The 17578-nt window shown below is 63.8% G+C and carries 16 protein-coding genes; 4 read left to right on the forward strand and 12 right to left on the reverse strand.

The genetic code is table 11. The annotated features are described in order from the left end of the window. Positions 1-278: 278 nt before the first annotated feature. From FFS60_RS06405 to FFS60_RS06440, 8 genes are all read right to left on the reverse strand, one after another. Positions 279-1289, reverse strand: coding sequence for a YeiH family protein (locus FFS60_RS06405; RefSeq protein WP_028629337.1), 1011 nt, complete (start codon positions 1287-1289; stop codon positions 279-281). Further along, on the reverse strand, positions 1271-1621 hold the full coding sequence (locus FFS60_RS06410; RefSeq protein WP_137821439.1) for a Rieske 2Fe-2S domain-containing protein: 351 nt from the start codon (positions 1619-1621) through the stop codon (positions 1271-1273). Before FFS60_RS06410 ends, FFS60_RS06405 begins: the two co-directional genes overlap by 19 nt. Continuing rightward, complete coding sequence (locus FFS60_RS06415) at positions 1618-2286, reverse strand: DsbA family oxidoreductase (RefSeq protein ID WP_137821440.1); 669 nt, start codon at positions 2284-2286, stop codon at positions 1618-1620. Before FFS60_RS06415 ends, FFS60_RS06410 begins: the two co-directional genes overlap by 4 nt. Then, on the reverse strand, positions 2283-3587 hold the full coding sequence (locus FFS60_RS06420; RefSeq protein ID WP_137821441.1) for an MFS transporter: 1305 nt from the start codon (positions 3585-3587) through the stop codon (positions 2283-2285). The genes FFS60_RS06415 and FFS60_RS06420 overlap by 4 nt, the downstream gene beginning before the upstream one ends. A 160-nt stretch (positions 3588-3747) precedes the next feature. Continuing rightward, complete coding sequence (locus tag FFS60_RS06425; protein ID WP_028629333.1) at positions 3748-4800, reverse strand: 3-keto-5-aminohexanoate cleavage protein; 1053 nt, start codon at positions 4798-4800, stop codon at positions 3748-3750. 69 nt (positions 4801-4869) lie between these two features. Beyond that, entirely contained in the window at positions 4870-5718 is an 849-nt protein-coding gene (locus FFS60_RS06430) for a TauD/TfdA family dioxygenase (RefSeq protein ID WP_137821442.1), read from the reverse strand. 11 nt (positions 5719-5729) lie between these two features. Further along, the gene (locus FFS60_RS06435) at positions 5730-6710 is read right to left on the reverse strand and encodes a quinone oxidoreductase (RefSeq protein WP_028629331.1); all 981 of its coding nucleotides are present in this window, start codon (positions 6708-6710) and stop codon (positions 5730-5732) included. 159 nt (positions 6711-6869) lie between these two features. Next, the gene (locus FFS60_RS06440) at positions 6870-7964 is read right to left on the reverse strand and encodes a hypothetical protein (RefSeq protein WP_256658042.1); all 1095 of its coding nucleotides are present in this window, start codon (positions 7962-7964) and stop codon (positions 6870-6872) included. A gap of 103 nt (positions 7965-8067) precedes the next feature. Between FFS60_RS06440 and FFS60_RS06445 the strand changes: the two genes are divergently transcribed. Next, entirely contained in the window at positions 8068-8490 is a 423-nt protein-coding gene (locus FFS60_RS06445; protein WP_245586511.1) for a hypothetical protein, read from the forward strand. 41 nt (positions 8491-8531) lie between these two features. On the opposite strand, the gene prpD is transcribed toward FFS60_RS06445, so the two are convergent. Beyond that, positions 8532-10016 (reverse strand): 2-methylcitrate dehydratase, encoded by a 1485-nt coding sequence (gene prpD, locus FFS60_RS06450; protein ID WP_137821443.1) that lies wholly within the window; start codon positions 10014-10016, stop codon positions 8532-8534. Between the two features lie 143 nt (positions 10017-10159). Between prpD and FFS60_RS28625 the strand changes: the two genes are divergently transcribed. From FFS60_RS28625 to gabP, 3 genes are all read left to right on the forward strand, one after another. After that, a complete protein-coding gene (locus FFS60_RS28625; protein WP_003454081.1) occupies positions 10160-10303 on the forward strand; it encodes a hypothetical protein in 144 nt (47 codons plus the stop codon). 364 nt (positions 10304-10667) lie between these two features. Beyond that, positions 10668-11705, forward strand: coding sequence for a GlxA family transcriptional regulator (locus FFS60_RS06455; protein WP_137821444.1), 1038 nt, complete (start codon positions 10668-10670; stop codon positions 11703-11705). Positions 11706-12258: 553 nt separating this feature from the next. Next, positions 12259-13668: a GABA permease gene (gene gabP, locus FFS60_RS06460; protein ID WP_137821445.1), complete on the forward strand. Its 1410-nt coding sequence runs from the start codon at positions 12259-12261 to the stop codon at positions 13666-13668. A gap of 17 nt (positions 13669-13685) precedes the next feature. Here gabP and FFS60_RS06465 read toward each other — a convergent pair whose 3' ends face one another. The 3 genes from FFS60_RS06465 to FFS60_RS06475 all read right to left on the reverse strand — a co-directional run bounded on the left by FFS60_RS06465 (position 13686) and on the right by FFS60_RS06475 (position 17557). Continuing rightward, positions 13686-13868, reverse strand: coding sequence for a hypothetical protein (locus FFS60_RS06465; RefSeq protein ID WP_137821446.1), 183 nt, complete (start codon positions 13866-13868; stop codon positions 13686-13688). A gap of 180 nt (positions 13869-14048) precedes the next feature. Further along, positions 14049-16436, reverse strand: coding sequence for a TonB-dependent receptor (locus tag FFS60_RS06470; protein WP_256658043.1), 2388 nt, complete (start codon positions 16434-16436; stop codon positions 14049-14051). 161 nt (positions 16437-16597) lie between these two features. Beyond that, positions 16598-17557, reverse strand: a complete 960-nt coding sequence (locus FFS60_RS06475) for a FecR family protein (protein ID WP_137821448.1) — start codon at positions 17555-17557, stop codon at positions 16598-16600. Positions 17558-17578 lie beyond the last annotated feature (21 nt).

Below are 17578 nucleotides of genomic sequence, written 5' to 3' on the forward strand. Positions count from 1 at the left end.
GCAGCTCGCCGGCAGCGTGGCGGCGCCGCCAGCGTCGGGTGGCAAAGGACAGCGACGTAGGATGGGTAGAGGTACGAAACCCATCAATCCGGCGATGGGTTTCGCTGCGCTCTAGCCATCCTACCAACGGCCTTTCGGCCCGTTTCGCCTCTGTATTCGGACCCACAAAAAACGCAAAAAAAAACCGCGCTACGAAGCCCGTCCCACAAAGCTTCGGCGCGGTGAAAGCCCGCTGTGGCAGGCGTCGATGACCCCCTCACGGGAGCAGGAGTAACGCGTTAGAAACCCCAGTGCAGCATGGCCAGGACCAGGGCGGCGAGGAATGCGGTTTCACCCACCATCAGCAAGATCGGCTTGATACCCACCGCGGCCAGTTCCTTGAGCTGGGTCTTCATCCCCAATGCGCTGATGGCGATGACCAGGCACCAGCGCGACAGTTCGTTGCCGGCCTCCTGCACCGCCGGCGGAATGACGCCCGTGCTGTTGGTGGCGGCCAGCACCACGAAACCCACGGCGAACCAGGGCAGCAGCGGCGGCCGCTTGCTGCCGGGTTCGGCGCCACGGAGTCGGGTGATCATGGCGGCGCAGAGAATCACCGGCAGCAGCATGGCGACCCGCATCAGCTTGACCACCGTGGCGCTGTCGCCGGTTTCGTGGGACATGCTGTAGCCAGCGCCCACCACCTGGGCGACATCATGGATGGTGCCGCCGATGAACAGCCCGGCGTGCAGCGGCGACAGGCCAAGGGCCTCGGCGATCATCGGGTAGAGGATCATCGCCAGGGTGGACAGTGCCGACACACCGATCACGGTGAACAGCGTGGCGCGCTCTTTCTGCGGATGGCTGGGCAAAGCCGCGGCCAAGGCCAGGGCCGCCGACGCGCCGCAGATGGCAGTGGCGCCACCGGTGAGCAGGCCGAACAGGCTGTTGAAGCCAAGCAGACGCGCCGCCGCTACTGACACGAGGATGGTAACCACCACCAGTGCCACCACCATGGCGACTGGCTGCCAGCCGAGGGACGCGATCTGTTCCAGGGTGATGCGGATACCCAGCAGCGCCACCCCCACCCGCAGTACTTCGCGGGCGGTAAATTCGATACCGGCTTTGCACGCGCCTTCAGTCGCCAGGAAGTTCACCGAGAGACCCAGCAACAGGGCGAAGAGCATCACCGGAGCACCGTAGTGCTCGGAAAGGAAGGTGGCCGCCGCGGCGACCATGGCGCTGACGATCACACCGGGCATCAAGACCCGGGTACGCGACCCCAGCGCGGCTATTGCAGTTGCAGACATGCGAGAGTTTCCTGCGGCCGGGGCCGCGACAAATCGATAAAACAACGGCCTTGCTGCTGCTCCACCGCATAGGTGGCGACACCAAAACCGCTCACGCCCGGGACGCAGCCCGTGGCCAGGTCGAAGCGCAGGCCGTGGGCCGGACAATGCAGCAGGCGCCCGTCCAGCCGGCCCGAGAACAACGAGGCGCCTTTGTGCGGACAGCCTTCGTCGATGGCATAAAGCTCGCCGCCCAGGTTGAACAGCACCAGGGACTTCCCGTCATGGCGAAACAGGCTGCGTCCACCGGCCGGCGGTACCTTTTCCGCTGGGACTTCCACCCGCTGGTTCATGCCGGGCAGGCCTCCGTCGTCGGACGCAGTTCCAGGGCGCGCTGCAGCTGGGCCAACATCAGCCACGGCGGCTGGGCACCGGCCAGGGATGGGCGCTGGTCGATCAGGAATGAGGGCACCGCCTGGTTCGCCGGGACAGCCTCGCGGCCGACGTAGGGACGGCCATCGTCATACAGCGCGCTTTCCAGACGCCGCGGGTCGTAGCCGCACTGGCTGGCCAGGCGCAGCAACAGCTCGCCCTGGCTGAGGTCCTCGCCCGCCTCGAAGTAACTGGCGAACAGGCGCTCCAGCAACGCGTCGACCTGCCGGGCACTGCCCTGCCCCATCGCCAGCTCCAGCAGGCGGTGGGCATTGGCGGTGTTGGGCATGGTCGTGATGCGGCGCAGGTCCATGTCCACATCAGCGTGGTACGCGGCTTCCTGCACCTGCTCCTGGCGCGCCCGCACCGCCGCCTCGCTACCGAGCCGCTGCACATAGAACTCCATGAAGGGCACGCCCTGCGCCGGCAGGTCCGGCAGCAACTGCACACCCCGCCAGCGGAGCTCGACGGGAACGTCCGGCCGGCTCTTGGCCAGGGTGCCCAGGGCCCGCTCAAGGTTGCGTTTGCCGATCAGGCACCAGGGGCAGATAAAGTCGAAGGTCATCTCGACCAACAGCGGTTTCATGGGCGCTCCTCGCTGGCCATCATCGGTGCCAGCTTCTGAATGTCCCGGTGGTAGTGACGCTTGCCGTACCAGAACACCAGGGCTGCAGCGACGCTGATCAGCGGAACGAACTGGAAGGCGCGGTCGAGGCCGACACTGTCAGCCAGTACACCGGTGATATACGGCCCCGGCGCCAGGCCCAACAGGTTGTTGGCCAGGGTCAGGGTGGCGAAGGCCGTACCGTGGATCGAATAGTGCGTGAGGTTGGCAACCATCGCGCCGGCCGGGCCGGATGTGCCGGTCGCCACCAGCATGGCCAGGCCGATGATCACCAGTTGCGGCAAGCCGGGCGCCATGCGGAAGGCCACGGACAGCAGCACGCAACTGATCAGGCAGTAAGCGATGGCCAGGGCGATCTTGCGGTCCGGGGCGTTGCGGCACAGACGGTCGCTGAGGATGCCGCAGACGATCATGCCGGCGCCGCCGGTGAGCACGATGATGGCCGAGACCACGCCGGCCTGGTCGGTACCCATGTGGTAGTAGCGGTTCAGGTAGCTGGGGAACCACACCATCACCGCCGCCCCCACGAAGAGCTGCAGGCCGCTGCCGACGTAGGCGCAGATCACTGAATGGCTGGCGAACAGGGTCTTGAGCGGACGACGGCACGGAAACTCGTCCGTGGCGCTGGCTGCCGGCAGCGGATTGCCGAGGCGCGACTGCTTGACCACCAGCGGATAGATCACCGCCAGCGCCATGCCGAAGAATGCCATGCCGGCGAAGGACCAGCGCCAGCCCAGCTTCTCGGCGAGGATGCCGCCGAGCGCCATGCCCAGCACCGAGCCAAACATGCCACCCGCCATGAAGGCACCGGTAACGGTGGCGCGCAATTGCCTGGGGAAGACGGACAGCACCACGGCGATGCCAACGCTGCCATAGGCCGCCTCACCCACGCCCACCAGGAAGCGGGCAATGAACATGTGCTCGTAGTTCTTCGCCAGGCCGCAGCCCAGGGTCGCCAGGCTCCAGAGCATGGCCATCAGCACGAGGCTCTTTACCCGGCCAAAACGGTCGGCCAGGAGTGACAGCGGGAAGGTCAGCAGGCCTACCATCAGGGCGACGATTCCGCTCAGCAGACCGAGCTGGGAGTCAGTCAGCGTCCACTCGGATTTGAGCAGCGGGAAGACCGCGTTGAGTACCTGCCGCGACATGTAGTCGGAAATCAGCAGGCCGAACGTCAGGGCGAACACCACCCAGGCGTAGGTACGGGGGACGTTCACGGCCGAATCGTCGAACTCGGCGGTGGCAGTAGCATGGAAAGCCATTGGATTACCTTGAGTGTGCGTCTTGTTGTTCTTGTCACGCTGAGTTCAGTAGGAAAACGGCCTTCGCGCGGCGTTTTTTCCTACTGAACCAAACTGGCGGAACGGCGGATTGCCGCTCCACCTGGGCCGGCCTTGTGGGCCGGCCCTTGGTCTACGCAGGTCAGGCACGCATGGGAACGTGCTTCTGGCCCGGCTGGCGGTTCGGTGCCATGCCGTTCATGCGCAGGGTTTCTTCCACGTCCTTGTACTCCACGCCGATCTTGTAGATCTCGCGCGCTTCCTTGCCGCTGGCGATTTCGCGACCCAGCTCGTGGGCGATGCGCACGGTCTGCTGGATCTGCTGCACCGAGGTGAAGCGTTTGCCGTGCTGGTCGATGATGGTGTCCTCGATGCCGACGCGCGGGTGCAGGCCCATGGCCAGGGCCATGGTGTTGAACGGCAGCACGTTCTTCAGCAGCGATTCGGCGGTGAGGGTGCCGCCATTCGGTGCGCGGTGGATGAAGTTGAAGAAGTTGAACGGGTTAGGGCCGTCGAAGCCGCCGCCGATACCGATCCAGGTCAGGTTCAGCGGGCCCTTGTAGACGCCCTTGCGCACCAGGCGCTCAAGGGTTTCCAGGGCATGCATGCCGGTGAGCTGGAAGTGCGGCTGGATGCCATTGGCCATCAGGCGCTTGAGGTGCTCCTCGACCCAGGCCGGGCCGGCCGGCACGGTCATCTCACTGTAGGCGGCCTGGTAGACCGGGTTCTCCAGGGAGGTGCCCTTCAGGTACTCCGGATAGAGCAGCTCCATGATGTTCATCTGGGTGGTATTGATGGCCACGGTGACCTGATCGGGCTTCGGCGTCAGCTCGGCCAGCATGTGGCGGGTATCGTCGGACAGCCACTTGGCCGCCTCGCCTTCACCCTCGGGGGCGAAGGAGATGGAACCGCCCACCTGGATGATCATGTCCGGCACGGCTTCGCGCACACCGGCGATCAGCTCGTTGAACTTCGACAGGCGCTTGGAGCCTGTGCCATCCAGCTCGCGTACGTGCAGGTGCAGCACGGTGGCGCCCGCTTCATAGCAGTCCACGGCCTTCTGGACCTGTTCGTCCATGGTCACCGGGATGTCTTCCGGGAAATCGGCCGGCATCCACTCGGGGCCATAGGGCGCCACGGTGATGACCACCTTTTCCATATTTTCCGGGTGCAGGGAATCGTCGAAGAATTGCATGGGAATGTCCTCGGTATGTTCTTGTTCAGTAGTCCCGGCCGGGTGATGTCCGGCCGGGCGGATCGGTGGTCAGTAAGGCGTGTCGCCGATGATCCCGGCACGTTCCATCTTGCGAACGCAGGGCGGGTAATCCATCACCGCGTAATGCTGGGTGGAGCGGTTGTCCCAGATGGCCACGCTGTTCTTCTTCCAGCGCCAGCGCACCTGGTACTCCGGGATGTAGGCCTGGCTGACCAGGTAGCGCAGCAGGTCGCTGCCGCCCATGCTGAAGTCCTGGCCGTAGCGGACATGTTCCGGCGTATGGAAGTTGGTGAAGTGCGTGGCGAAGGCGTTGACGAACAGCACCTTCTCGCCCGTTTCAGGATGGGTGCGCACCACCGGGTGTTCGGCATCCGGGTACATGGCTTTGAGCGCCAGACGCTTTTCAGCGGGCATGGCCGCACCGAAACTGGCCTCGATGCTGTGGCGGGCGCGCAAGCCCTCGATGCGCTGTTTCACATCCTCGGGAAGCTTCTCGTAGGCCAGCGCCATGTTCGCCCACATGGTGTCGCCGCCCACTGGCGGGCACTCCACGCAGCGCAGCACGCTGCCCATGGGCGGTGCGTCGCGCCAGGTGGCGTCGGTGTGCCAGGAGTTCTCGTAGCGGTCGTTGGGCTTGTCGGGGGTCTTGTAGATGCGCACCAGGCCGGGATGCTCCGGGTCGCTACCGGCCACCGGGTGGTCCTCCAGCTCGCCGAAGCGACGGGCGAAGGCCACATGCTCGGCGCGGCTGATGTCCTGGTCGCGCAGGAACAGCACTTTGTGCTGGAGCAGCAGCGCCTTGATCTCGGCGAACAGGCCGTCGTCGCGGGACGCATGACCCAGGTTCACACCGCTGATCTCGGCACCGATGGCGCAGGTGAGTTGCTCGACTTTCATGGTCAGCGCCCTCAGATGACGAAAATGGACGAACCGGTGGTCTTGCGCGACTCCAGGTCCCGATGGGCCTGGACCGCATCTTCCAGCGCGTAATGCTGGTTGATGTCGATGTTGATGCGGCCGTTGCCGACGTGGTCGAACAGCTCGCCCACCAGATCGGCCTTCTCGGCCGGATCGGCGATGTAGTCGGCCAGCGCCGGCCGGGTGATGAACAGCGAGCCCTTCATGGCCAGCAGCACCGGGTCGAAGGCCGGAATCGGGCCGGAGGCGGTGCCGACGCACACCAGCAGACCGCGACGCTTGAGCGAATCCAGGGAGGCGTTGAAGGTGTTCTTGCCCACGCTGTCGAAGACCACGTCTACGCCGCGCCCGCCCGTCAGCTCACGTACGCGCTTGGCGATGTCTTCGTCGCTGTAGTTGATCACGTGGTCGCAGCCGTGGGCCCGGGCGACTTCCGCCTTGGCTTCGGTGGACACCGTACCGATCACGGTCAGGCCGAGCAGCTTGGCCCATTGCGAAACGATCAGCCCCACACCGCCAGCGGCAGCGTGCAGGAGGATGCTGTCGCCTTCCTTGAAGTCGTGGATGCGACGCATCAGGTAGGCCGACGTGAGGCCGCGCATGGTCATGGCGGCAGCCGTCTCGAAGGCGATGGTTTCGGGCAGCTTGATCAGCGGCGCCGCCGACACCAGACGCTCGGTGCTGTAAGCCCCGAGGGTGTTGAGGAAGCCGGTGTAGGTCACGCGATCCCCCAGGGCGACGTTGCTCACGCCCTCGCCCACTGCCACCACCACGCCAGCGGCTTCCACGCCGATGCCGTTGGGCAGCGGAATGGGATAGGTGCCATTGCGGAAATAGGTGTCGGCGTAGTTCAACCCTACGGCAACGTGCCGGATACGGACTTCACCGGGGCCCGGGTCAGCGACCTCGACCTCTTCGTAGCGAAGTACTTCCGGACCCCCGGTCTCATAGAAACGAACGGCTTTGGCCATGCCTTATTCTCCAATCTCAATTCTTGTAGGCGGGTCACGGACCCATGGATTGGACTCTAGGCATCCCCCCTATCGGCTGCTTCTCATAGGGCGTCAGGCGCTTCGCATTTCATGACAGGCCTGTCAGGCCGGCGAGGAAGCTGCGAGGCCCACGGCGGATTATTCGGCAGGAATCACTCGCGGCAGCGGCTGGAACTGGATGGGCTGGGTCCTGGTCTGCGTCAGGCTGTTTTCCACCTGCCCGGACAGGTGGATCACCCCGGCCATCACACCTACTTCCGGGTTGCGCATCAGCTCCAGCCACTCCTCGTCGAAGGCTTGGTTGAGGCTCTTGCGCAAGGTCGCTTCACGATCAGGCCGCCCTTCTTCATTGAGCATCGCGCTGATGCCGGTGAAGCCGAGGGACAACACCGGGCCAGCCACGCGCCCCATGAAGCTGGTGACGAAACTGGCAGCACCGCTGGTCGCCAGTTCCGATTCCAATTGCTGGCTGGTGTCCCGGGTGATGCGCGACAGGCCGTCATCGGTGGCCCAGGCCCCGGCGCCACCCGGCGCATTGCGGATCCGCTCCATGAGCGAGGAATAAGCGGGCAGTTCCTCCAGCGGGTCAGCCTTCAGCACCTGGTAGAGGGATGCGCTATGGCCCGGTGGCGGCAACTCGATGGCTGGGATCTTCTGCAAATGCAGGGCGAACTGATCGTCGGGCACGCCGAAACGCTGGGGAATAACCTGCAGACGCTCATCGAGCTGCTGGATGTAGGTTCGCGTGGCCTGCTCCATGATGTCGTCCGGATCGAGCTCCCGGGAAACCGGTTCCAGCACCTGTTCGTCATATTCCTCCTGCAGGTAGGCGGCCAGCCGGTTCACCGTTTCCTCGCGCTCGCCGTCGGAACTCAGGCGATACCAGCCCACCTTCATGCTCAGCCACTTGCGGGTCCAGAAACTGGAGAACCAGGGGAGGAATTCGCTATCGGTTTGCCGGTAGACCAGGTCCATCCAGCGTTCCATGGATTCCTGGGCATAGCGGCGAGCCTGGCTGGTGGCCGCCAGGGAAGCGGCGGCGATGTCCCTGTCCACCCGGTTCCAGGTGGCCTGGGATACCAGCACGGGAGGTGGTTCGGGTTTCGACGCGCACCCGCCGACCGTCAGCGCAAGGATGACGATCAGCATCGAAAGCAGCGTACCCGGAGTTCCGAGGAGCCTGCCGGGCACCTGCTCCACTCGGATTCCAAGGGAAACTTGCGCAGCGCTCATGAGGATTCGCCCACCCGTGTGCCTTTCGGCCCAGGTTCTTTGAGTATAGGTACCCCGTCCCTCCCCCGTCCCGTTGTCGGACACGCTGCACCACGGAGCAAAAATGCCGCCGCGCGGTCTTAAGCGTCGCCAGGTCGAGCATCGCGATGAGCGCGTGGGCACTGGCCAACTCCAGCCGTATCGGAATCGAGGTAATGAAATGAAAACAGGCCCGTTCGTGGGTGTGTTTGTTCTGGTCGCAGCCCTTGCCGGCACTGTGCAAAGTGCCCAGGCCGACCACAGATGGGACAGGGACGACGGCAGGGTCGAGCAGTATCGCGATGGCCCCTGCCGGGTAAAGGAAATCACCGACCGCGGTTATTTCAGGAAAGTCATCCGTTGTCCGAACGGTCGTGGCAAGACCTGGCGACGCGGCGACTGGCACCGCGACTACCGCGACGGCGCCTGCCGGGTCCGCATCAGCGCCTCGCGCGAAGTATTCGACAAGGAAAAGGTCTGTCGCGGGCGGAACCATTACGACGACTGATCGCTCCGGGGCCGGCCAATCGCGCCGGTCCCCTTCCCGCCTCAGATCACGAACAACTCCACGAATTGCTCCACCGGCATCGCCTCGAGCGCGGCCTGGTCCTTGCACTGGGCGAGGACCCCGGCGCAACGCTGGGGCGCGAAGCGGGTCGCCAGGCTGGCTTTGAACTTCTCTTCCAGCAAGGGCATCCCTTCGCTGCGCCGCCGGCGGTGGCCGATGGGGTACTCGACCTCTACCTTCTCCGTGCTGCGGCCATCCTTGTAGAACACCTGCACGGCATTGGCGATGGAGCGCTTGTCGGATTCCAGATATTCGCGGCTGTAGCGCGGGTCCTCGATCACCTCCATGCGTTCGCGCAGGCGGTCGATGATCGGGTGGGCCTGATGGAATCCGTCTTCATAGTGCTCGGCGGTCAGGTCGCCGAAGGCCAGGGCGACCGCTGTCATGTATTGCAGGCAGTGATCGCGGTCGGCGGCATTGGCCAGGGCACCCTCCTTGGCGATGATGCGGATGGCCGACTCCTGGGTATTGATGACGATACGATCGATTTCGGTGACGCGGTTGCGTACCAGCGGATGCAGGCGCACCGCTGCCTCGCAGGCCGTCTGCCCATGGAACTCCGCCGGGTAGCTCACCTTGAACAGGATGTTTTCCATCACATAGCTGCCGAAGGGCTGGGGCAGGCTGAAACGGTGCTGTGCCGAGGGTTTGGTCGCCAGGTCCTTGTTGGTGTGGCTGAAGGACACGTCGTAAAAGCCCCATTGGGGCGCCCCCAGCACACCGGGAACGCCCATCTCGCCGCGCAGGGCGATATCCGCCAGGCGCACGCCCCGGCTGGTGGCATCTCCCGCCGCCCAGGATTTGCGCGAGCCGGCGTTCGGCGAATGGCGGTAGGTGCGTAGGGCCTGGCCATCCACCAGGGCGTGGGAAATGGCCGAGAGCAGTTGCTCACGGGTCGCTCCCATCAGCCAGGCGCACACTGCGGTGGAGGCCAGTTTGACCAGCACCACATGGTCCAGGCCGACGCGATTGAAAGAATTCTCCAGGGCCATGACGCCCTGTATTTCATGGGCCTTGACCATTGCTTCAAGCACCAGGCGCATGTTCAGTGGCGGCTCGCCACGCGCCACACGCCGCTGGGACAGGTGGTCGGCAACGGCGAGGATGCCGCCGAGGTTGTCCGAGGGATGCGCCCACTCCGCCGCCAGCCAGGTGTCGTTGAAGTCCAGCCAGCGGATCATGGCGCCGAGGTCCCAGGCGGCCTTCACCGGGTCCAACCGATAAGAGGTGCCCGGCACCCGCGATCCCTGGGGCACCTGGGTGCCCTCCACCAGCGGGCCGAGCAGCTTGGTGCACTCGGGGAAGCGCAAGGCCAGCAGCGCACAGCCAAGGCTATCCATCAGGCAGTTGCGCGCGGTATCCAGCGCCTCCGCCGACTCCACGCGGTAATCCAGTACATAGTCGGCGATGTCCTGGATCACCTGGTCGTAGGGCGGTCGCTGGTTCAGGTCGACGTTGCTGCTCATGGCCCAGCCTCCCGCTTGCCAAGTGTTCTGGACCTAGATTCCACCATCGCGCCATTCACCGATACCCGAGGCGACCGACGGCCAGCGCATCCCTCGCCGTTGTGCTGGGCTTAGGGGGAAGGCGCAAACCGGAGAGACCCCCGATGAGCAGCGATCCGAATGTCCGCACACCCGCCCCCAGGCCACAGGGGCCCAGCCAGCCACCGGAACAGGTGCCGGCAGCAGACGTGAAACGCATCAGCGACAAGGCACCGAGCAAGGACAAGAAGCCGGATGATTGGGAGTGAAAGTTGGGGTGGCCCCTGATGGGTTTCGCTTTGCTCTACCGCATCCTACGACTGCCGGTTCGGGTGGGCACATCACCTCCAGGGTGAGGCTCCTTTGTCGAGTCAACGCAGAAAGAATCTACCTCCTAGCCCAGCTAGCCATTTCAGACAGGTCAAATTTTCCTGCAGTGGTGAAGCCTATAGCCTGTTAGCCCTATCAGCGGTTTCATGCGTTGTCGACGGGGGAAGTCAGGGGCGCACGCAAGGCACCGTTAACGCCTTTTTAACAACTTGAGCAGGATCGCCTCCAGGGCGGCGGGCCCCACCACGACTGTTAATGCCGCGCCGCTCGCCGCTGGTCCGTTGCATGCCTTGGGGTGACAAAATGAGAGCCTCCTTCGAGAGCGTTCTGAAGAGCAAGAACCTGGCGCACCTGGACAAGGCCCGTCGTTCAGGGCTGACCACTCCGGTCCGTCGCGTGTCGTTCATCCTGCGCGAGCACTTCTCGATGATGGCCTTCACTGGTGCGGTGGATGCCTTGATCACAGCCAATCTCATGAGCTCGGCCCCGGTGTTCGAGATTCAGGTCGTGGGGGAAGACAGCAACCTGGTAGTAAGTGATCTGGGCATTTCCATTTCCACCGATTGCACGTTGTCCCAGCTGGCTGAAAAAACCCAGGACATAATCGTGGTGTGCGGCGGTTTCCGCGTTCGCCTCGAAGGTGAGGTCCTGTTGCGGGCGAAGCTGCGATCAGCCGATGCGGCAGGGGCGGTGCTTGGCGGACTCTGGAATGGTGCCTACTTTCTTGCCGAGGCTGGATTAATGGATGGCCACGACTGCGCCTTTCATCCAGACGGCAGGGCGATGATGGCGGAAGTCTTTCCCAAGGTGAGAATGACGAATCATGCCCAAGTGCTCGACCGCAAGCGAATCAGCTGCGCCGGAGCGAACAGCTCGTTGGACATGATGCTGGACGTGGTGCGCCACAGTGCTGGCCAGGAGCTGGTGAGTGCGGTAGAGGAAGTCCTTAGCTGCGACAAGATGCGGGAAGTTGTGGATGTGTCTGTCGTGTCGATTGATTTCGATCCAACGTTGCCGAAGACACTCAAGCTTGCGCTGGAGCTGATGCATAGCAACATAGAAGACCCCATCGAGATCGAAGAGATCGTGCGCTATGTGGGTATCTCCAGACGACACCTGGAGCGCCTGTTCAGGCGCTACGTGCAGGCAACTCCTCCCCGCTACTACCTCGAATTGCGGCTCACGCGTGCACGCCAATTGTTGCAGCAGACCAACAAGTCGCTAATCGAAATTGCGGTGGCGAGCGGGTTCGTGACCCTTTCGCATTTTCAGCGCTGTTTTCGCGCAATGTTCGATATGCCCCCAGGACAGTTCCGAAAGCGCAACTTTTTCAAGGTTTAGCCTGCCGAGCTTCTTCTGCTTTAGACACTTGGTTGGCGACGACTGACTGGTTCTACCCCGGCGTTCTGGGTGTGTTCTGCATGGGTCTCTATCGCAGTACTTGTTCCTGAAGAGCCTGGACGGACTCGATGCGCGTAACGCAGAAATGATCATCGCTCTGGAGCCGGTATATGCGACTGCCTGCGCTTAGTGGTCCTTCGGGAAGCAGCCCTCGTCGCTCCTGTCAGCAGGAACTGCCTTGATTATCGTGACCACGGTCCTGTCTTGAGGTCTCGAAGCATATCCGCCGAACCGTCCATATCCACCTAATGGATGAGCTCCCGGGAGCACACAAACCGATGTCGATTTTCCTCTATGCGGTGGCGAGTATGGGCAACCGACCCCCGAACCAGGTGGGCTATACCAACCACGCGTGATGCCTACCAAAACTGAACTTCATCACGGGTTTGCCGCTGAGTCGAGGACGCGTCGAGAAGAGACTCGACCTCCCGACTTCCCAGCGACCTGCCGGCAACTTCGCATCTCCATAACAAGGCCAAGAGAAGAGATCAGAATGACCATCACTAGAGCGGAAAGCGCAAGCAGCGAGTTGGCGCAAGGCTTCAAGCCTCGCCACATCACCATGCTCTCGATCGCCGGCATCATCGGCGCGGGATTGTTCGTCGGTTCCGGACATGCCATCGCATCCGCCGGCCCTGCCGCGATCGTGGCCTATGCGATGGCCGGGACACTTGTCGTCCTGGTCATGCGCATGCTGGGGGAAATGGCGGTGGCCAGCCCCGACACCGGTTCTTTCTCCACCTATGCGGACCGGGCCATCGGCCGCTGGGCCGGCTTCACCATCGGCTGGCTGTACTGGTGGTTCTGGGTGCTGGTGATTCCCATCGAGGCGATCGCCGCAGGCGTTGTGCTGAACAACTGGTTCCCGCAGGTCGAGACCTGGTTCTTCGCCCTGACGGTCACCGTCCTGCTGACTGCCACCAACTTCTTCAGCGTGGCGAAGTACGGTGAATTCGAGTTCTGGTTCGCAATGCTCAAGATCATCGCGATCGTCGCCTTCATCGCATTGGGCGCCAGTGCCCTTCTCGGCGTCCTGCCTGATCGCGAGGTCAGCGGCCTGCGGCGTCTGATGACGGAGCATGGCGGATTCATACCCAATGGCTGGACCGCGATCATCGGTGCTCTGCTGACGACCATGTTCAGCTACATGGGTACCGAGGCGGTTACCATCGCCGCCTCCGAGTCGAACGACCCGGCCCGGAACATCGCCAAGGCCACCCGCTCGGTGATCTGGCGAATCAGCGTTTTCTACCTCCTGTCGATCTTCGTCATCATCTCCGTCGTGCCGTGGAACGATCCGCTGCTGCCCGTCCAGGGCTCCTACCAGCGCGCCTTGGAAATCATGAACATCCCCTACGCGAAGTTCCTGGTGGACATGGTGGTACTGGTGGCGGTGGCCAGTTGCCTGAACTCGTCGATCTACATTTCCTCGCGCATGATCTTCTCGCTCAGCAAGCGCTCCGATGCGCCGGCGTTTATCCAGCGGACTTCCGCCGCCGGCGTACCCCGCGCCGCCGTCATCGCCAGCACACTCATCGGCATGCTGACGACCGCCCTGAACTTCTTCGCACCCTCCCAGGTATTCTCCTTCCTGCTGGCCAGCTCCGGCTCCATTGCCCTGTTGGTCTACCTGGTCATCGCCTTCTCCCAGTTGCGCATGCGGTCGATGCTGCAGAGACAGAGCGCCGAAATCGCCTTCAAGATGTGGCTGTTCCCCTGGCTGACCTGGGCGGTCATCGCATTCATCGTCTTCGTCCTGGGCGTGATGTTCGTCATGCCTCAGCACCGGATCGAGGTGACTTCGACCCTGGGGCTGGCCGTAGCGATTATGCTGATCGGCATCACCACCAAACGGCAGCACCATCAACCCGAACGTATCGGCTCCGTAGGAAAAGCCGGATGACCTGTTAGCCGGAGCAGTCAGGCGACCGCTTCCGGCTCCCAATCCGACCGCCATAGCCGATAGGCGAGCCCGGCATAGCCGTTTTCGGCGCGACTCAACAGCTCGTTGGCGCGACCGTCGTCGTCGGCCTGCTCGATGCTGACCCACGCGCCCCCGGCCAACTGCTCCTGTAACCACCGCACGTAGTCTTCGGTCAGCACTGATGGGTTTCGCTTCGCTCTACCGCATCCTACGGCTGCCGATTCGGGTGGGTCGGGCTTCACCGGTCCGCCGGGCGCCGCGCCTCTGATGGGTTTCGCTTCGCTCTACCGCATCCTACGACTGCCGATTCGTAGGGTGGGCTTCAGCCCACCAACCAAGGTCAGTCAGCAGCCCGGGCGTTAGAACCCCACGCTGGCCTGCACGTACCAGGTACGCGGCTGGCCGACGTAGATGCCTGCGTTGTTGTCGCTGGAGCGGGTGAAGTACTGCTTGTCGAAGATGTTCTTCACACCTACCCCCAGCTTCAGGTTGGACAGCTGCTCACCGAAGTCATAAGCGCCGCGCAGGTTCCAGGTCACGTAGCCGGGAATGTCACCGAACTGGCCATCGGCGGTCGGCTCGGTGATGTAGTCGCCGGTGAAGTTCCCATTGGAGTCGATACCGGTGCCCGGTGCGCGCTGGCCGGACTGGGCGTAGCCATCGAAGTTGTAGGTCCAGCGCTCGACCTGATAACGCAACCCGACGTTGGCCACATGGCGCGAGTAGAACGGCAGGTCGCGGGTTTCGAAGCCCGGGATGTCGCCCTCGTAGGTGGCACGGGTGAAGGTGTAGGTACCGGTCAGGCTCAGGCCGGCGAGAATTTCGTCCAGGTTGTAGTGGCCCGACAGCTCCAGGCCCTGGTGCTTGGTGGCGCCCAGGTTGGTCCAGCCCACGTCGTTGCTGATGTACTGCAGTTCATGGTCGAAGTCGATGTAGAACAGCGTCGCTTCGCCGCCCCAGGTATCGCCGTTGTAACGCGTACCCACTTCGTAGGTCTTGGCCTTCTCCGGCTCCAGGCCGTTGGCCGTGTTATCACCGATGCCGCCCTGGCCGATCTGGAAGTACTGCAGGCTGCCGAAGGAGGTTTCGTAGTTGGCGAACAGCTTCCAGGCGTCGGAGAGGTGGTACATGACGCTGATGGCCGGCAGCGGCTCGTTGTAGTCCTTGCTGCGGTTCTTCTCCTGCACTGGCAGGCCGTTGGTGCCGCGCACCGGGCGGTCATGCCAGTCGGTGTTGATGCTTTCGAAGCGGACGCCGGGGGTGATGGTCCAGTTGCCGACATCGATCTTGTCGTCGAGGTAGAAGGCGTTGGCCTCGGTACCGCCGGTACGGTCCTGATAGACATGGCCATCCGCCGACGGGCCGGTGGTCGGCGTCGGAACGTTGTTCACCAGCCGCACCCGACTGGTCTCTTCGTGCATGGCTTCCTTCAGGTAGCGGTAACCGACGCCCACTTCATGGGTGCTGTCGCCGGCGAAGAAGATGCGCGAAACGCGCGGCTCGAAACCGTAGGTGTAGTAGCTGCGCGGGAAGGAACTGAGGAAAGCCTGGTCGCGGCTGGCGAGGTTGCTGCCCCGGAAGCTGTCGCTGTAGTAGGTCAGCACCTCGACCTGGGTAACGTCATCCACTTGGCGCAGGTACTTCAGCGAGACGTCCTTGCGGCGGCCGCTGAAGTTGTCCCAGTCGCGGTCGGACTGGAAGGGATTGTCGTCGTACTGCGCCTGGGTCAGGCCGCCGGGCATGTCGGCCGTGGCGTCGTAGTAGTGGAAGTTCAGCGAGATATCGTCCTGCTCGGTGGGCGCCCAGTGGGTCTTGAGCATGACGTCGTCGATATCGTTGCCGTTGTTGCTGTCGCGGTAGCCGTCGCCATTGACGCCCGAGTAGAGCAACGCGGCGCCGATGCCGTTGTCGGCAGTGCCGCCGATGAAGGCGCTGTTGAGGTATTTCCAACCACCGTGGGCGGTGTCTTCCATGGTGGTGGTCACATCGCCGGAGAATTTCTCCGGGATGGCGCGGGTGACGAAGTTGATTACGCCACCGACGTTCTGCGGGCCATAGCGCACGGAGCCGGCACCGCGTACCACATCGATGCTGTCGAGGTTGCCGAGCGAGATGGGCGCCATGGACAGCTGCGGCTGGCCATAGGGGGCGAAGGCTGCCGGGACGCCGTCGATCAGCACGGTGGAACGGGGCGACAGGCGCGAGGTGAGGCCACGCACGCCGAAATTCAGGGCGATGTCGCTACCGCCGGTGCCGTTGGACTCCTGCACCTGGACGCCGGGGACCGAACGCAAGGCGTCGCGCACGTTCATCGCGCCCTTCTCGATCATGGCTTCACGGCGCACCACGGTGCGGGCGCCGGGGTGGTTCTGTACCACGGCATCTTCGGCCGTACCCAGCCAGTCACCGACGACGCTGATGCTGGACGCCGGCAGTTCCATGGCCGAGGCGCCTTCTTCGCTGGAAACCCGGCGCAGGATGGCGGTGCCGTCCGCCAGGTCGAAGGTCAGGCCGCTGCCGGCCAGCAACGCAGCGAGGACCTCTTCCGGCAACAGGGTGCCGTCGACAGCCGGGGCCGCCTTGCCGGCCACCAGATCGGGACTGAAGAACAGCTGCAGCGAGGTCTGCTGGCCAAGCTGACCAAGGGCGCCAGCCAGGGACTGGGCCGGGATGTGTACTTCCTTGCGCTCGGAGGCCACGGCGCCGAGGCTGCCCACCGCCAAGGCCACCGCCAGGCTCAGGGACAGCCAGGGTTGGCTACGAAGGGGCTTGCTAGAGGAGGCTGGCGATACCGCGTGTTGCTGTACTTCGTTATTCACGTTCGTCCGGTCCTGAAAGAAAGCGCCCAGCCATGCGCTGGGCGTGAAGAGTCGGACGAGAAGACGAACGAGACGAAAAAAACCTGAATCTAAAACGGAATAATTTCGTTTGAGCCATCAGAAAGGGTTCTGACCTTGACCGGCAGGATGCGCGGCAAGGCCGTCAGCAAGGCATTGGTGTCGTCCGAGCGGAACACGCTGGAGAAGCGCAGGCTCGCGACTTCCGGGGCAACCCGCAGCGGTCTTTCCCGGTAGCGGGACACCTCTGCCGCGACCTCGGCCAAGGGCACATCGTTGAAAATCAGCTTGCCCTGGCGCCAGGCAGTGACGGCCTGGACGTCGATGCGCTGCACCGGTCCGATGCTGCCGTCTGCCCCTACCCGCACGCCATCTCCGGCCATCAACGGCCGGCTTGCCGCGCCCTGCCCGCCTGCCACCAGCACCTGGCCCGACTCGACTGCCACGCGCATCTCCTGCGCGTCATGGCGGACGTTGAAGCGAGTGCCGGTGACCGTCACGCGGCCGGGCCCGGCTTCCACCACAAAGGGCCGCGACTTGTCCGGTGTCACGCTGAACATTGCCTCGCCGGCATCTATCCGCACCAGGCGGCGGTCATCACCGTAGAGGACGGTGACGCGGGTCCGGCCGTTGAGGTCGAGCGTCGAACCATCCGCCAGCGTGACCTGGTGGCGCTCACCAAGTTGGGTGACAAAGGTGTCGCCGCGCAGAGAAAAGGGATCGAACAGGTAGGTCGCCCCACCCGCCAGCACCACACTGGCTGCAGCCGCCAGCGCGCCCTGCAGGAAACGCCGGCGCGACGCTACCGGCAAGGGTCGAACCTCCGCCGTGCAGAGCGCGCGCAGGCGTTGCTCGGGGATCAGGTCGGCAGCGCTCCACATCTGCTCGAGCAACCGGTACTCCTCGCGGTGCAACGCATCCGCCTGCAGCCAGGCTTCGAAGCGGCAGCGCTCCTCGGCGCTCTGCTCGGGGTCGCGATTGCGGCTGAACCAGTGGGCAGCCTCGTCTCGTACGTTGCAGGCGTGCGTCATCGTTGCGCCGTCCAGGTGGCG

The sequence above is a fragment of the Pseudomonas sp. D(2018) genome (assembly GCF_005502555.1).
GTDB lineage: Bacteria > Pseudomonadota > Gammaproteobacteria > Pseudomonadales > Pseudomonadaceae > Metapseudomonas > Metapseudomonas resinovorans.

Coding starts and splice junctions, on each gene's coding strand:
- FFS60_RS06405 (WP_028629337.1), bottom strand. CDS start 1,289: ATGTCTGCAACTGCAATAGCCGCGCTGGGGTCGCGTACCCGGGTCTTG.
- FFS60_RS06410 (WP_137821439.1), bottom strand. CDS start 1,621: ATGAACCAGCGGGTGGAAGTCCCAGCGGAAAAGGTACCGCCGGCCGGT.
- FFS60_RS06415 (WP_137821440.1), bottom strand. CDS start 2,286: ATGAAACCGCTGTTGGTCGAGATGACCTTCGACTTTATCTGCCCCTGG.
- FFS60_RS06420 (WP_137821441.1), bottom strand. CDS start 3,587: ATGGCTTTCCATGCTACTGCCACCGCCGAGTTCGACGATTCGGCCGTG.
- FFS60_RS06425 (WP_028629333.1), bottom strand. CDS start 4,800: ATGCAATTCTTCGACGATTCCCTGCACCCGGAAAATATGGAAAAGGTG.
- FFS60_RS06430 (WP_137821442.1), bottom strand. CDS start 5,718: ATGAAAGTCGAGCAACTCACCTGCGCCATCGGTGCCGAGATCAGCGGT.
- FFS60_RS06435 (WP_028629331.1), bottom strand. CDS start 6,710: ATGGCCAAAGCCGTTCGTTTCTATGAGACCGGGGGTCCGGAAGTACTT.
- FFS60_RS06440 (WP_256658042.1), bottom strand. CDS start 7,964: ATGAGCGCTGCGCAAGTTTCCCTTGGAATCCGAGTGGAGCAGGTGCCC.
- FFS60_RS06445 (WP_245586511.1), top strand. CDS start 8,068: ATGCCGCCGCGCGGTCTTAAGCGTCGCCAGGTCGAGCATCGCGATGAG.
- prpD (WP_137821443.1), bottom strand. CDS start 10,016: ATGAGCAGCAACGTCGACCTGAACCAGCGACCGCCCTACGACCAGGTG.
- FFS60_RS28625 (WP_003454081.1), top strand. CDS start 10,160: ATGAGCAGCGATCCGAATGTCCGCACACCCGCCCCCAGGCCACAGGGG.
- FFS60_RS06455 (WP_137821444.1), top strand. CDS start 10,668: ATGAGAGCCTCCTTCGAGAGCGTTCTGAAGAGCAAGAACCTGGCGCAC.
- gabP (WP_137821445.1), top strand. CDS start 12,259: ATGACCATCACTAGAGCGGAAAGCGCAAGCAGCGAGTTGGCGCAAGGC.
- FFS60_RS06475 (WP_137821448.1), bottom strand. CDS start 17,557: ATGACGCACGCCTGCAACGTACGAGACGAGGCTGCCCACTGGTTCAGC.